The following is a 15,744-nucleotide window of genomic DNA, read 5'->3' as shown; positions in this document are numbered from 1 at the left end:
TCACGTTGACCTACATTCAAGTCAACAGCGATGAAAAAACTACGAACTCCCATTATCACACTTATTTCACTATTCACATTTAGTCTGGTTACCAATGCTCAAGAGGTTATTCCAAAGGTCAATGTCATTTCGTTAACAGATACTTTGGATGGTGCCTCTGGCAATACGCTAGACCCTCAAGGGAGTTTATATCAAGCTCAATATTATGGAAACACCATTACCAAGATCAATAGGTATACAAAAGAGGTTTCTGAAGTTGCTCACGAAGGCTTGTTTGGTCCTGTAGGGTTGACTTTTAAAAACAAAGACTTATATATCTGCAACTGTAACAACAATACAATTGCTAAAATGGGAGCAGATCAAAAAGTAGTCGAATTTGCCAAAAGTCCTCTTTTGAACTGTCCCAATGGCATAACGTTGGGATCTGACGGTAACCTCTATGTTGTCAACTACCGAAACCCTAATATTGTCAAAATCAATCCAGAAGGAGAAGCGACCCTTTTCGTGAAACTTCCAGCCAGTTCAGGCGGTCATATCATTCATCACCGGGGTAACTTCTATGTCACGAGCTTCTTTGATCATAAAATATTTAAGGTATCATCAGATGCCAAAGTCACTCACTTTGCAGGTACTGGCACCACGGGTGTCAAAAATGGAGAAGCCCTCAATGCACAGTTCATTAATCCTAACGGTATAGTAGCCGGTACCGGAAAACTCTTTGTTAATGATAAAATTCCTGGCCTCAATGGTCGTCAGCAGACTGTGATCAGACAGATCAACTTTACTGAATATTATGACCTAATTAAAGGAGTAGCCGCCAATGGGGATTTAAAGGCCGTCAAAAAAACACACAATGCCTATAAAAGTCACGAGGCTTACAAGAATGATCATACTGAAGGCACGTTGAACCGTATCGGCTATGAACTCCTAGGCACAAAGCAAGTCACTCTTGCAATTGGTATTTTTCAGATTAACACAGAATCCTACCCTAAATCATTCAATGCTTGGGATAGCTTGGCAGAAGCCTACCTAATCAGCGGTGATAAGAAAAAGGCCAAAATCAACTATCAGAAGTCACTCGAACTGAACCCAAATAATACCAATGCCATAGAAAAACTCAAGTCCCTCTAAGGGATTGGTCTACCTCGAGATCTAACTGTCTCTTAACTCTATTTGTTCTACAATTAGGAAATTAATAAAACGAACTCTACATTTAGGAAACTAATTAATTACCTAGATTATGAAAGGAACATATTTAGGGGAGTTCGAAGAGATTGTTCTACTCACCATTGGGGTACTTCAAGAAGATGCTTATGGGGTAGCAATTAAACTGGAAATAGAGCAGCGAACCAATCGAACACCCAGTATTGGTGCCTTACACTCTGCACTGAGTAGACTAGAAGATAAAGGGTTTATCAAATCACGTGAAGGTGGGGCCACAAAATCTCGAGGTGGCAGAAGAAAAAGGTTTTATACCATAACTGCGGCTGGTGAAAGTACACTCATCAAAGCAAATGAGCTTAGAAATGAGCTCTTTAAACTGATACCAAATTTTCAAGGCTTGAATTCATGAGTAGGAACTGGTCAAATCCTCCTCAGTGGCCACAGCGCCTACTAAAATGGCTCTGTTCAGAAGAACACTTTGAGGTACTTCAAGGTGACCTCTTTGAGCTATACGAATACAGATTATTAAAAAAAGGGAAGACAAAAGCTAAGCTGCATTTCATTAAAGATTCGCTTGATATGCTCAGGCCCTTCGCTCTGAAAAACAGAAAAAGAAAACTCAAAAACAACTCATATACCATGTTCAAAAACTATATAAAAATTGGTTGGCGCAATATCATTCGCTACAAAAGTCACTCGACAATCAACATCTTAGGGCTAGCCTTCGGTCTTGCTTGCTGCATCATCATATTCCGTTATGTCTCAGATGAACTGTCTTATGATAAGTTCCATGAAAAAGCAGATCGAATTTTTAGAATAACCTTCAGCACCAATGACGATCTAAGTCCGTCTAATGCGAATGGTTCGTTTGGCCCTGCACCTGCTATGGTCAATGATTTCCCAGAAGTAGAAACTTACACAAGACTCTACATGATTGGCAGAGGCAAGAAGTTGGTCATGCAATATGGCCAAAAGCAATTCTATGAAGACAAGTTCTTCTTTGCTGACTCTTCATTCTTTGATGTCTTCACATTCCCGATGATTCAGGGGGATCCTAAAACAGCACTAAAAAACCCTAACAGTGTAGTCATTAGTATGTCCACCGCAAAAAAATACTTTGGTGACATAAACCCTATGGGGAAATTCTTAGAATCAGATGTCGAAAGTAATGGACAAAAGAAACAGTATACTGTGACAGGAGTGGTAGCAGACACACCTTCAAATTCACATTTTAAGTTTGATGTGCTGGCTTCAATGTCATCATTAGATGAAAGGCTGAGTACAGCATGGGGCGGTTTTTGGCAAACCTTCAGTTACATAGTCCTTAAATCCAACTCCGATGAAACAAAGTTGATCCAGTCTCTCGAAAACTACTCTGAAAAGTATATGGGAGTAGACCAGAACTGGTACCAGCTAGGATTACAACCCTTGCTAGGCATTCATTTAAGTTCAAACCTCAAGTCCGAAATATTACCCACCAGCAGTTATACCAAAGTCATTGTCTTTTCTGCCGTGGGAGTATTGATATTTGTTATAGCCTGCATCAATTTCCTTACACTTTCCACTGCCAGGTCTGCAAGAAGAGCCCGCGAAATTGGTGTCAGAAAAACCTTTGGTGCCTATCGAAACCAACTGTTTGGACAGTTTATGAGTGAGGCAATGCTCAATGGAGCCATTGCCACAGTGCTGGCTCTCTTTATCAGCAATATGGCATTCCCCTTTATCAATAGCCTTTCGGACAAGCATTTGTCCCTCGTAATGGATAATGACATCATTGAGGTAGCCGTAATTGCTATAGCGGCCGTCCTTCTAGTTACCTTTATGGCAGGCCTTTATCCTGCCATATTTCTCTCTTCTTTTAAGCCGATCACTGCACTTAGAGGTGTTGTTAGCGACCAAGGAAGAATTGGAGGAATAAGAAAAATTCTAGTCGTATTCCAATTCACCATTTCAATAGCCCTGATCATTGGTTCATTAGTCGTTGAGCGGCAAATGGATTTCATGAGAAGCCAAAGTCTCACTCAAAGCGGAGATCAGGTCATCGTGTTGCCAATGAATGAAGCGATTCGAAAAAACCTCAATGCATACGAGGCAACTCTGAGCCAAATTCCAGCAGTAAAAAGCTTCTCAGGTACATCCAAAGTACCTACCAGAGGATCTAGCTCTGACTGTTTTCCATTTGGTGAGAACAAAAATGGCTGCGCCTTCTTCTATCTAGCGGATTTTGACTATCCAAAAACGATGGATTATCAGCTGATAGCGGGTAGGCTATTTGATAAAAATATAGGCACCGATTCAGTCTTTGCCTTTGTAATCAACGAAGCTGCTTTGGAGGAGTTTGAGTTGGGAACTGCCGAAGAGGCTATTGGCAAACCGTTTGCACGTTCTAAGTACAAAACGGGTCGAGTCATAGGGGTAGTTGAAAATTTTCATGTCTACTCTTTGCACAGAACATTCAGTCCCAGCTGGATGCTTGTTACACCGAAAGCTTACTATCAATACTTTGCTGTGAGAATCAGTAGCCAAAATGTATCGGAGACACTAGAGATGATTGGCGACTCATGGGCCGATTTTTCGCCAGAAGCGCCTTTTGACTACTTCTTCCTAGATGAAGCATTCGCAAACCTTCACCTAGAAGATATCCGAACAGGGAAAGTAGTATCAGCAATGACCTTAATTGCCATTCTGATTGCCGCTATCGGACTGTTTGGTTTGGCCTCATTCATGTCAGAGCAGAGGTCAAAGGAAATCGGCATCAGGAAAGTTTTAGGGGCAAGCGTATTCGCCATTCTCAATTTAATGTCAAAAAGCTACATAAAGCTTATCATTATTGCTTCACTGATTGCAGCACCATTGTCCTATTGGTTGCTGAATGAATGGCTGGCAAGCTTCCAATACAGGGTTTCTTTTGGTCCACTAATATTTGTGGCTTCGATTCTGATCGTTGGGCTTGTAGTACTGATATCCATTAGCTACCAATCGATCAAGGCGGCCACGATGAACCCAATAGACTCGCTAAGAAATGAGTAGCTCAATATTTTGAGCATGTTGCGTTAAGTATTTGGTTAGTTTCAAATACCTTCGCAACAATGAGTAAGCAACGTCCTATAGGAATTTTTGATAGCGGCATGGGTGGCCTCACGGTTGCCCATGCTGTTAGTCATCTACTCCCCGAAGAACAACTCATTTACTTTGGTGATTCTGCACACCTCCCTTATGGAGATAAGTCGGCAGCCACCATTCAAGCATACTCCATAAAAATCTGCGACATCCTACTACAGAAAGGATGTAAAGTAATATTGATTGCCTGCAACTCAGCTTCTGCCGCTGCTTATGAACTCATCAAGGCTTATGTTGGAAGTAAGGCCCTTGTCATCAATGTCATAGACCCGGTGGTTCAGTATGTGGTAGCAAAATACGGTCAGAAAAGAATCGGTCTAATCGGAACAAAGCAGACTGTGGGATCGGGTGTATATGAATACCAAGTCAAGGTCCAAGATAGCTCCATTCAAATTGGGTCGCTTGCCACTCCCCTATTGGTTCCAATGATCGAAGAGGGCTTTCATAAAAATGAAATCTCAGAAGCCATTATCGAGAAATATTTGAAAAACGAAACACTTATTGACATTGAAGCACTCATATTAGGCTGTACCCACTACCCTCTAATCAAACCTCAGGTCGTCAAGTATTATACTCAAAAGACTGAAGTGATAGACTCCTCAGAGATAGTTGCCTCCTCTTTGCATCAAATCCTTGAAAAAAATAATCTTCTTGCCGAAAAAAGAATCGAGCCAAACCAGTTTTTAGTATCCGACATTACACCCTCATTTGAAGCCGCTACTGAGCTATTTTTTGGTGTTAGAGTGCCTTTGACACTTCATAAACTCTGGGAGTAAACGCGATTGAGATGCAATGAACTTTTTAATTATCCAATTGTTCCTTAATAGTCTACTGATTTAGTAGGATACTGAATGTTTCTTTGGTAGAAATATGTTTTCTTTGTACTAAACAAGGGCTGATCAAAGCGTGTACGCATTTCTCTTTTTCCTAACATTTTTCTTAGTCTACATGGTGTTTGTAGTTTATGCCGAAAGGAAAATTTCTGCCTTTATACAAGATCGCTATGGCCCTATGGAAGTCGGCTATTATGGAATTCTACAAACTGTCGCTGATCTGCTCAAACTAGTCCAGAAAGAAGACATCGTTCCGCTTGCCGCAGACAAGAAATTATTCAAACCTGGCCCGATCGTTATATTCACTGCAGTCTTCGCTGGCTTTGCGGTATTACCCCTAACCTCTGACTTTGGAGGTTCAGCAGCTGATGTTGGCATCTTCTACCTTCTGGCGATCGTTTCGCTTGACGTTGTTGGTATTCTAATGGCAGGCTGGGGATCCAATAGTAAGTATGCACTTTTTGGTGCCATGCGATCCGTAGCACAAATTATATCGTATGAAATACCATTAGGACTAACCGTAGTCTGTGTGGTGATGGTTTCTCAAACCTTAAACCTCCAAGAAATTGCCTTTCAACAGGGCATTTGGTGGAATACCATTGATCCTGAAGCACACAACTATTTGTTTGGCATTAAAGCACTAGGCATTGACATTACGGAAATAGGCGGCATCCTGACTTGGAATATATTTAGAGCCCCAATCTTCTTTTTTGCCTTTATCATATTCTTTATTGCCTCCTTGGCGGAAAGTAATCGTGGGCCTTTCGATATACCGGAAGCTGAATCTGAGTTAGTTGGTGGATTTCATACAGAATACTCTGGGCTAAGATGGGGCTTGGTGATGATGGGTGAATACGGCATGATGCTTTTAGTTTCATTCTTGGCCGTCATTCTTTTCTTAGGCGGTTGGAACACTCCTCTACCGAACATTGGATCGGTAACGCTGGCAGAATGGACCAGCGGCACCCCGGGCACCATCGCAGGTCATATTTGGGGAGCCTTTTGGATGCTCACAAAAGCCTTCTTACTTGTTGGTCTGCAAATGTGGATCAGATGGACATATCCAAGGTTGAGAATCGATCAACTGATGAACTTAAGCTGGAAGTACCTGACCCCAGCAGCAATACTGTTAGTTTTACTAAGCGCCATGTGGAGGCTTCTTATGGTGTGAGGAAGTTATGAAGGAAAGAAAAGTTATGAAGTGAAAAGCAATTGTTAATGAGGCCGCACAAAAAACTAGAAGCATGGAAAGAAGCTATGAGATTAACCTCGAGTATATATGAGTGTGTTGGTCAGTTTCCAGATTCAGAAAAGTTCGGGTTGATAAGCCAAATGAAAAGAGCAAGCATTTCAATACCATCAAATATAGCAGAAGGAGCAGCAAGACAAACCAAGAAGGAATTCAAGCAGTTTCTTTTCATTGCCAGAGGCTCACTGAGTGAGTTGGATACACAGTTAGAACTAAGTTTAAATTTGAAATTGATAACTAAGGATAGTTTCGATGAAATTCTGGAGAAAATTGATAAAGTAAACGCCATGCTAAATGGCTTACTAAAGTCAATCACTCCTTAACTTTGTCACCTCATCACTACAGATGCCAGAAGGATTAAAATCATATTGGACAAACATTAAGACGGCAACTCGCACCTTAAAAAAAGGTCTCGAGATCACCGGGAAACATATGGTTGATGCTCGCAAGCAGCGTGATCCTATTGGCCCGAACGACCAAAACTATTTTGATCAGCAAAATGGACTTTTCACTGTCCAGTATCCCAAAGAGCAGATTCCTGTGCCGGATCATGGCAGATACAAGCTGCACAATGAAATCGAAGATTGCATAGTATGCGACAAATGTGCTAAAGTCTGCCCTGTCAATTGTATTGAAATAGAGCCAGTCAGAGCTACGGAGGAATTCGGCAAAACTTCAGATGGGACTCCCTTGAGGATTTATGCTGCCAAGTTTGACATTGACATGGCCAAGTGCTGCTTCTGTGGTCTTTGTACAACAGTATGCCCTACCGAATGTTTGACCATGACGAGTGAGTACGACTTCAGTGCTTTTGACTTTGCGGAGCACAACGTACCCTTCGCCAATATGTCGCCTTTGGAGATTCTAGAAAAGAAAAAGGAACTCGAGGAATTCAACAAGAAAAAGGAGGAAGCAAAGGCCAAGGCACAAGCAGCCCCAAAACCTGCATCGAGTACTGGCAGACCCGTGATAAAATCTACAATCAAACCTGTTACAACAGGTACTGCGAAACCAGTAATGAAGCCCAAAGTTCCTGGAACAAGCGGTGCTAAACCCGTAATAAAACCGAAGGTACCAAGCGCTGGTACCGCCAAACCAAAAGTTATTATTAAACCTAAAATTCAAGTCAAGAAAGAAGGAAACGAAGAAGTTAAACCAAAGGTAAGGCCAGTAATTAGGCCGAAAGTACAAAGCAAAAAAGTTGAAGAGCAACCGAAGGAAACTCCTAAACCAAAGATTCCAATGAAACCCATTGTGCCACCTAGAAAAAAAGATGAGTCAGAAGACGATCAATAATTCATGGAGTTAAACGATATCATATTCTATGTCTTTGGTGCCATTACGGCCTTATCAGCACTATATATCATGCTGACCAAGAACATCCTCTATGCGGCATTCGCTTTGATTCTAACTTTCATCGGAGTTGCCGGCATCTATGTCTTTTTAGGTGCAGAATTTATAGCTGTAACACAAGTATTGGTCTATGTGGGAGGAATACTCATCCTTTTGGTATTTGGCATCATGCTTACCAATAGGCTATCTGGCAAGAAAGTGGTCAGTCCTGCTTACAATAAACTCATGGGTCTAATTGTGGCAGCCGGACTCTTCGCAATACTCTTCAAAGGCATACTACAAGCCAACTTCAGTGCAATGAATTGGATTGATAAAGGCGCTAGTGCAGACTCAAGCATTCCAAAGTTTGGCCTGACATTGATGACAGATTATGTATTGGTATTTGAGATTATTGGTGTATTGCTTCTGCTTGCACTCATTGGTGCGATAAGAATTGCTGGCAATGTAAGAAAGGAGGACAAAAGTGCCGTTTGATTACTTACTAATCCTTGGTGCATTCTTGTTTTGCGTTGGACTCTTTGTGGTTGTCACCCGCAAAAACGCGATCTTGGTTTTAATAGGCATCGAACTGATGCTCAATGCGGCCAACATCAACTTGATTGCCTTCAGTAGCTTTGATCCAAATGCATTGCAGGGTCAAATATTCTCACTTTTCATCATTACTGTGGCCGCTGCAGAAGCTGCCGTTGGACTTTCCATAGTGGTCAAAGTCTATAAGCACTTTCAGACAGCAGACCTCGACAAAATCAATGAGTTGAAAGGATGATCGATCTACAAGACATCATATTGCCCAAAAGCGACCCGATCATCTATTGGATTATAGCCCTTTTGGCAATCCCTTTCTTTTCTTTCCTAAGCACGCAGAAATTCAGATCAAAAGCACCTCATTGGTCGACATTCCTTCTGGGCCTGAATACACTAATTGCCATATACCTAACCACTCGATATTGGAATAGCGATTTTATCACAGTAAGAGGACATTGGTTCAAACTAGGAGAAACACAAATCACTTACTCATTCCTTGTCGATCGGTTGACTTTGATCATGTCGGTGATCGTTAATTTTATCTCTCTTCTGGTTCACCTGTTTTCTCAAGAATATATGAGAAAGGACAAGGCAAAACCGAGGTACTTCGCCTTCCTGGGCTTGTTCACCTTTTCCATGATGGGCATCGTTCTCTTCAACGATCTTCTTTTCATCTTCATTTTCTGGGAACTGGTTGGCTTATCGTCCTACTTACTTATTGGCTTCTGGTTCGAGAAGAAGTCGGCCTCTTTGGCAGCTAATAAAGCATTTATCATGAACCGTTTGGGAGATCTAGGCTTTATCACTGGCCTGATGATTCTCTATACACAATTCCATTCTTTTGACTTGGAGGCCATCAAATCATTGATGATTTATAGCGAGATCGAAGGGGGTAACTGGGTGGCTCAATTCACAAATAACGGACATGAGATTATTAACACATTGGATGGCCGATGGCTGAGTGCAGCAGGTATAGCACTCTTCTGTGGAGCAGTAGGCAAGTCAGCCCAATTCCCGTTACAAGTTTGGTTGCCCGATGCAATGGAGGGGCCAACGCCTGTTTCTGCTTTGATTCATGCGGCCACAATGGTAGCTGCTGGCGTTTATATGCTGGCGCGAATATTCGTCATTCTTGATGCTCAGGCACTGGAGGTTGTAGCAATTGTTGGGGCAATTACAGCTTTTATGGCAGCTATTGCCGCCCTGTCTCAATTCGACATTAAAAAAGTATTGGCCTATAGCACCATTTCGCAATTGGGGTATATGGTGATGGCAATGGGTATTGGTGCCTACACTTCTGGTCTTTTCCATCTAGTCACCCACGCCTTCTTTAAAGCAGGTCTGTTCCTCAGTGCTGGTATTATCATTCATCAGCTACATAAGCTCGAATCAAAAGAAGTAATGTTCAATGCACAAGACATGCGAGTCATGGGTGGACTGAGAAAACACATGCCCAAGACCTTCTTCTGTTTTCTCATGTGTGCCTTAGCCCTAGCTGGCCTACCAGGTTTCTCTGGCTTCTTGTCCAAAGATGCCATTTTGTTGGATCTGGCAGTATGGGCAGATATTAAAGGCGGAGGCTTCTACATTCCAGAGGTTTTGGCTTTTGCCACGGTTCTTTTCACCGGCTTCTATACTATTCGAATGATACTATTGGTCTTCTTCGGAAACTTCAGGCTGCCGATCATTATGCAAAAGAATGAGCTTTCCGGCCGACTTAAGGAAGGAAATTGGATAATGCTTGTGCCAGTTGCCATCTTAGCGCTCCTATCGCTAAGTCCAGTTTTTGGTTTTACTCTGAATGCCGAACATACTTGGTTTGTTGAAGCCATGCCAACACCAATCTATCTCGTGCCAATAAGCTATGCCGCCAAAAGCTTGGTAGACGTGACACCTGAAACCTTCGAGGCACTTCACGGTCTTGTCAATGCCGTATCGATCGGTCTGGCCATAGTCGGAATCGTAATTGCGTATTTGGCGTACAAACCAAACGCGAAATTAGAGCAAGAATTTGTTGAGAGAAGGGAGCCTCGAGGCTTCTTCGGACAAGTTTCATTCTATCATTGGTACCAAGATGCCTTCTATCGAAAAGCTATTCTCAAGTTTGTGATGCTAAAGGCACAGGCACTGTCGTGGTTCGACAAGAAGGTCATTGATGGAATTATTGATGGCCTAGCCAAATTCAATGTTGTTTTCGCCCATCTGATCAAATGGTTTGACAGATATTTTGTTGACGGTCTAGTTCATTTAACAGTTTTCACGAGTGGAAGAATTGGTCAGTTGACCCGATCGATTCAGTCCGGTAATGTACAAGCCTACATCTTAGCAAGTTTTGTGTTCTTGATCCTTTTAATGCTTTATTTGGTCTTTTAAACTATGGTGCACCTGTTATCATATATCGTTTTCATCCCCCTTGTAGCAGCATTATTGGTACTACTGACACCGAAAGTGTATCAAAACCTCTATCGGGTACTCACTGTGCTAGGCTTAGGCTTGACATTGGTCCTTATCATCTTTGCTGTTTCAAAGTTTGACGGATCAGTTCAAGGAGCTATAAACAGTGAGGCAAATCTTCAACTAGTTGAAAAAACTGAGTGGTTCTCAATGTCTCTCGGTTCCCTCGGAAAATTCTCTGTAGACTATTTTGTAGGAACAGACGGACTTAATGTAGGTATGCTCCTACTGGCTGGCATTGTTTTATTAATTGGAGCAATCGCTTCTTGGAATATCAAGGAAAAACAGAAAGCTTATTTTGGGCTTTACCTACTCCTATCCTCTTCCATTCTAGGTTGCTTTGTGGCTTTAGACTTCTTCCTCTTTTATCTATTCTTTGAGTTTATGCTCTTACCGATGTACTTCTTAATCGGTATTTGGGGTGGACCAAGAAAAGAGTACGCTGCGATCAAATTCTTCCTCTATACGCTTGTGGGATCTATACTGATTCTCATCGTGATGATTGGCCTTTATAACTCGGTTTACGATCCAGTGAAAACTGCTCTGGAAGCTGGGTATGAAGCGAGCCAAGTTGAGCAGGTTCAACAATTAGTACAAGACGGCACGATAAAGTCAGGTCAAATTGTGAAATCATTCAATATGATCCACATGGCAGATGCTGATAATTACATTCCAGGATCTTTCCTTGAAAAATCTGGACTAGCAAAAATCTTTGGACAGCCTGCTAGGTGGATCGCCTTTCTTGCCTTATTGATTGGTTTTGCCATAAAACTCCCAGCGGTTCCTTTCCACACCTGGCTACCAGATGCTCACGTGGAAGCACCTACTCCCATCTCGGTTGTCTTGGCAGGGATTCTCCTGAAAGTAGGAGGTTACGGACTGATCCGAACGGCTTTCGTTATGTTTCCAGATAGTGCCTATCACTATTCTTGGCTGATAGGCTTCTTCGGAATGTTCGCTATTATCTATGGCGCGTTAAATGCTTTGGCACAGAAAGACTTGAAGAAGCTCATTGCCTACAGTTCAGTATCTCATATGGGTTTCGTGTTGATGGGCCTAGCAGCCATGACTGTCGAAGGCATCAGTGGTGCTATTTATCAAATGTATTCTCATGGCCTCATTTCAGCTATGCTATTCCTAATTGCAGGAGTGATTTATGACCGTACTCACGATCGTATGATCGAAAACTATGGTGGTCTGGCTTCACAAATGCCAAAGTATACCGTCTTCGTGGCCATTGCCTTCTTTGCATCCTTAGGTCTTCCCGGGTTTTCAGGATTCATTGCTGAACTGATGGTCTTCATTGGCTCCTTTAAGTCATCGGCCATTCCAGCCTGGATGCCTGTAGTGGCAACAACTGGCCTAGTGCTTGGTGCTGGTTACTACCTATGGACTTTGCAGCGCATGTTCTTTGGAAAGTTTTGGGTAAAAGATAAAAACTGGGTGAATTCGCTCACCGATTTGAACAGCAGGGAATACCTGATGCTTGTGCCCTTGGTAATTCTCATCCTAGTTTTTGGAATCTACCCATCTCTACTTTTAGATCTTATCAACAATTCAGTAGAGAGTTTTGCTGATCATCTATTCCAGTTTCGCAAGTAATGCTGATAAGTCAACTCCAACATAGTGGACTGAAAGAAAAGCTGGCAAGCACCAGTCAAGACTTATGGGCTTTGCTCCCTGAGATTGTCATTGTCTCAACTATTATTCTACTTGTTGTATTCGATCTAATTTTCAAGAAGAATAAATCAATCGGATTAGCAGCAATTGCCTTCGCAGGCCTTGCTTATTGCTTTGTATTGACCATTCAACAATGGCATAGTGTAGAATCTTCCAAAGCCCTCATGTCGGGTTTGCTCAATCTCAATAGGCTCTCCATTTTTCTCAAAGGCGGGTTTATCATAGGTTTGACAATGGCCCTCATCACTGCCATTCGATCGGGTGATCTGCAAAAAGATTTCTTCAAGAGTAGTGAAATACTAGTGATGCTATTCGGACTGCTTTTAGGTGCATCCTTCATGACATTATCGAGCAACCTCCTCATGATTTATATCTCGATTGAGGTCGTTTCCATTTGTTCCTACATACTCACCGGATTGACTAAAGGCAGGAAAAAAGCCGAAGCAGCCATGAAGTATCTCATCTACGGAGCTGTTGCTTCTGCCATCATGTTGTACGGCATGAGTTGGCTTTACGGTTTTACAGGAACACTCAATTTGACCGATCAGTCTTTTGCTATTGCTATAACTCAGATCCCACAGTTACCGCTTTCTATTGCTTGTGTAATGGTAATGGGTGGCTTTCTTTTCAAGCTAGGAGCATTTCCATTGCACATTTGGTCGCCAGACGTATATGAAGCCACACCAACACCCATTGTGGCTGTGTTCTCAGTATTGCCTAAACTAGCAGCACTCGTCATCATTTTCAAATTCGTTAACCTGATCAATACACCACTCATTGATTGGGAGTTATGGATCGGCATCCTAGCCATTGCTAGTATGACCGTTGGCAACTTCTCTGCTTTATGGCAAAAAGACATCAAACGAATGCTGGCCTATTCGTCCATCGCCCATGCAGGTTTTTTGCTGGTAGGCATTTTAGCCTTTAGCAGTTCTGGTAATCAAGCCATGCTATTCTATGGATCGGTTTACTTGATGATGAATTTTGGCGCTTTCTATTTAGTACAAATTCTTGAGCGACAAACAGGTGATACCTCTTTCCAAAGTATGAAAGGCTTGGGTATAAAACTTCCACTCATTGCTAGCTTAGTATTAGTGGTTATGATTGCCTTAACTGGCCTTCCTCCTACAGCGGGCTTCAACGGAAAACTCTATATTTTTTCAGCGCTTTGGGAAAGCTATCAGGCCGATGGACATGATATTCTAATTTGGGTCTTCGTTTTTGGTTTATTGAATACAGTCGTTGCCTTGTTCTATTACCTCAAACTCCCCTATTTGCTATTTTTCAAAACACCACAGTCGGAAATCAGTTTGGATAATAAGGAAATTTCGGATGCCTTAGTGGGCACTTTATTTGTATTGCCTTTGTTACTCTTGTTCTTTAGGTCGGATTGGTTTGTAGGCCTAATGAATAGTATTAATTTTGAGCTTTGGATACCATAAATGAGTGAGCAGATCAAACACGAATGCGGCATAGCCCACATTCGACTCAGAAAACCGCTTCAATACTATATTGATAAATATGGTTCAGCTTCCTACGCGGTAAATAAGCTTTATATCATGATGCAAAAGCAGTCCAACCGAGGCCAAGATGGTGTCGGAGTGGCCAACATCAAAGTCGATGTTGATCCAGGAACTCGCTTTATCAGTAGGTACCGAACCATAAATCCACAGCCCGTAGCCGAAATCTTCGCCAAAATTGGTCGGAAGTTCGAGAAGGCAAAAAAGAAGTCTGGCTACGATCCGAATGATGCGGAGTGGATGAAAAATAATATGGGTTTTACTGGTGAACTCTGGATGGGTCACCTTCGCTATGGAACTCATGGAAAGAATAGTATAGAAAGCTGTCATCCCTTCTTAAGGCAAAACAACTGGAGGAGTAGAAATCTTGTAATGGCTGGAAATTTCAACATGACAAATGTTGATGAGCTATTTGACCTACTCGTTCAACTTGGCCAGCACCCAAAAGAAAAAACAGATACGGTGACCGTGATGGAAAAAATCGGGCACTTTGTTGATGAAGAGAACCAGCGCATTTTCGATAAGTATCGTAACAAGAAGGAGAATTACGAGATTACGAAGCACATCGAAAATGAAATGAACCTTCAGCGTATACTGAAGCGATCATTCAAAGATTTTGATGGTGGATACGCAATGGTAGGCCTTCTGGGTCACGGAGCCTCATTCATAGTACGAGACCCAAATGGTATTCGTCCTGCATTTAAATACATTGATGACGAAGTGATTGTAGTCGCTTCGGAGAAGCAGGCTATTAAAGCAGCCTTCAACGTCAATTACGAAGAAATTGAAGAGGTCAAGCCTGGTCATGCGCTCATTGTTGAGAAAAATGCCGATTGGGAAGAAGTACCAATCATGGAATCAGGTGAGTTGAAAGCCTGCTCTTTCGAACGCATTTACTTCTCTCGAGGGACTGACCCAGATATCTATAATGAGAGAAAAAACTTGGGGAGACTTGTTATTCCTCAAATTCTTAAGTCCATCAATATGGACTTGAAGCATACGGTCTTTTCTTATATACCCAATACTGCAGAGATCTCATTCTTAGGAATGATGCAAGGTTTGGACGAGTTCATGCTCAAAAGAAGAAAGGAAGTCATCATTGATGGCCAACCTTCTTTGGAGACGCCTGAAGAGTTACTAAGCTTTCAACCTAGAGTTGAAAAGCTAGTAATCAAAGATGCTAAACTGAGAACGTTCATTGCCGATGACAATAGTCGAGATGAATTGGTAGCCAATGTTTACGACACCACTTATGAGGTAATCAATAAGAGCGTGGATACTCTAGTGGTTATTGATGACTCAATTGTTCGTGGTACTACTCTTGAAAAGAGTATCCTAAAAATGCTCGATAGGCTAGAACCTAAGAAGATTGTCATCGTCTCTTCTGCACCTCAAATCCGATACCCTGATTGCTATGGCATTGACATGTCGAAAGTGAAGGAATTCGTGGCATTTAGAGCAATGCTTGCCCTATTGAAGGAAAATTTCAAAGAGAACTTGCTAGAAGAAGCTTATCACAAAGCTTTAGCCAACATCAACAATAAGGATCAGGCTAACTACGTAAAAGAGCTTTACGATCAGTTTACTTATGATGAGGTTTCTAAGAAGATTACTGACATTGTTAGACCGGAAGGGCTAAAAGCTGAATTAGAGGTTGTATACCAAACAGTAGAAAACTTACATCAAGCTTGTCCGAAAAATCTTGGTGACTGGTATTTCACTGGTGAATATCCTACTCCAGGTGGTAATCGCGTTGTCAATAAAGCCTTTATCAATTTTATGGAAGGCAAAGAGGTTAGGGCGTATTAGTAGAGCGTAGGGCGTACCTAGTATTTCGTATTGAGAT

At 42.0% G+C, this 15,744-nt stretch carries 13 protein-coding genes; all 13 read left to right on the top strand.

Annotated elements, in window-relative coordinates; translation table 11 throughout:
* Positions 1-30 precede the first annotated feature (30 nt).
* Entirely contained in the window at positions 31-1,131 is a 1,101-nt protein-coding gene (locus J4E76_RS11680) for a tetratricopeptide repeat protein (RefSeq protein ID WP_208504363.1), read from the top strand.
* A gap of 109 nt (positions 1,132-1,240) precedes the next feature.
* Positions 1,241-1,573, top strand: a complete 333-nt coding sequence (locus J4E76_RS11675; RefSeq protein ID WP_208504362.1) for a PadR family transcriptional regulator — start codon at positions 1,241-1,243, stop codon at positions 1,571-1,573.
* Positions 1,570-4,194 carry an ABC transporter permease gene (locus tag J4E76_RS11670; RefSeq protein ID WP_208504360.1) on the top strand — a complete coding sequence of 875 codons (2,625 nt, stop codon included), beginning with the start codon at positions 1,570-1,572 and terminating at the stop codon, positions 4,192-4,194. The genes J4E76_RS11675 and J4E76_RS11670 overlap by 4 nt, the downstream gene beginning before the upstream one ends.
* 59 nt (positions 4,195-4,253) lie before the next feature.
* Positions 4,254-5,060: a glutamate racemase gene (murI, locus tag J4E76_RS11665; protein ID WP_208504358.1), complete on the top strand. Its 807-nt coding sequence runs from the start codon at positions 4,254-4,256 to the stop codon at positions 5,058-5,060.
* 130 nt (positions 5,061-5,190) lie between these two features.
* Positions 5,191-6,288 carry a complex I subunit 1 family protein gene (locus J4E76_RS11660; RefSeq protein ID WP_208504356.1) on the top strand — a complete coding sequence of 366 codons (1,098 nt, stop codon included), beginning with the start codon at positions 5,191-5,193 and terminating at the stop codon, positions 6,286-6,288.
* 47 nt (positions 6,289-6,335) lie between these two features.
* Positions 6,336-6,689: a four helix bundle protein gene (locus J4E76_RS11655; RefSeq protein WP_208504354.1), complete on the top strand. Its 354-nt coding sequence runs from the start codon at positions 6,336-6,338 to the stop codon at positions 6,687-6,689.
* 22 nt (positions 6,690-6,711) lie between these two features.
* The gene (locus J4E76_RS11650) at positions 6,712-7,662 is read left to right on the top strand and encodes a 4Fe-4S dicluster domain-containing protein (protein ID WP_236017410.1); all 951 of its coding nucleotides are present in this window, start codon (positions 6,712-6,714) and stop codon (positions 7,660-7,662) included.
* A gap of 3 nt (positions 7,663-7,665) precedes the next feature.
* The gene (locus J4E76_RS11645) at positions 7,666-8,193 is read left to right on the top strand and encodes an NADH-quinone oxidoreductase subunit J (protein ID WP_208504352.1); all 528 of its coding nucleotides are present in this window, start codon (positions 7,666-7,668) and stop codon (positions 8,191-8,193) included.
* On the top strand, positions 8,183-8,485 hold the full coding sequence (nuoK, locus tag J4E76_RS11640) for an NADH-quinone oxidoreductase subunit NuoK (protein ID WP_208504351.1): 303 nt from the start codon (positions 8,183-8,185) through the stop codon (positions 8,483-8,485). The genes J4E76_RS11645 and nuoK overlap by 11 nt, the downstream gene beginning before the upstream one ends.
* Positions 8,482-10,617, top strand: a complete 2,136-nt coding sequence (nuoL, locus tag J4E76_RS11635) for an NADH-quinone oxidoreductase subunit L (RefSeq protein WP_208504349.1) — start codon at positions 8,482-8,484, stop codon at positions 10,615-10,617. Before nuoK ends, nuoL begins: the two co-directional genes overlap by 4 nt.
* 3 nt (positions 10,618-10,620) lie before the next feature.
* The gene (locus tag J4E76_RS11630; RefSeq protein WP_208504347.1) at positions 10,621-12,300 is read left to right on the top strand and encodes a NuoM family protein; all 1,680 of its coding nucleotides are present in this window, start codon (positions 10,621-10,623) and stop codon (positions 12,298-12,300) included.
* Entirely contained in the window at positions 12,300-13,820 is a 1,521-nt protein-coding gene (locus J4E76_RS11625) for an NADH-quinone oxidoreductase subunit N (RefSeq protein WP_208504345.1), read from the top strand. Before J4E76_RS11630 ends, J4E76_RS11625 begins: the two co-directional genes overlap by 1 nt.
* The gene (locus tag J4E76_RS11620; RefSeq protein ID WP_208504343.1) at positions 13,821-15,707 is read left to right on the top strand and encodes an amidophosphoribosyltransferase; all 1,887 of its coding nucleotides are present in this window, start codon (positions 13,821-13,823) and stop codon (positions 15,705-15,707) included.
* Positions 15,708-15,744: the final 37 nt, after the last annotated feature.

Source organism: Roseivirga sp. E12, assembly GCF_017592825.1.
GTDB lineage: Bacteria > Bacteroidota > Bacteroidia > Cytophagales > Cyclobacteriaceae > Roseivirga.
The sequence above is the reverse complement of the archived record's forward strand: the minus strand, read 5'-3'. Positions and strand labels throughout refer to the sequence as shown.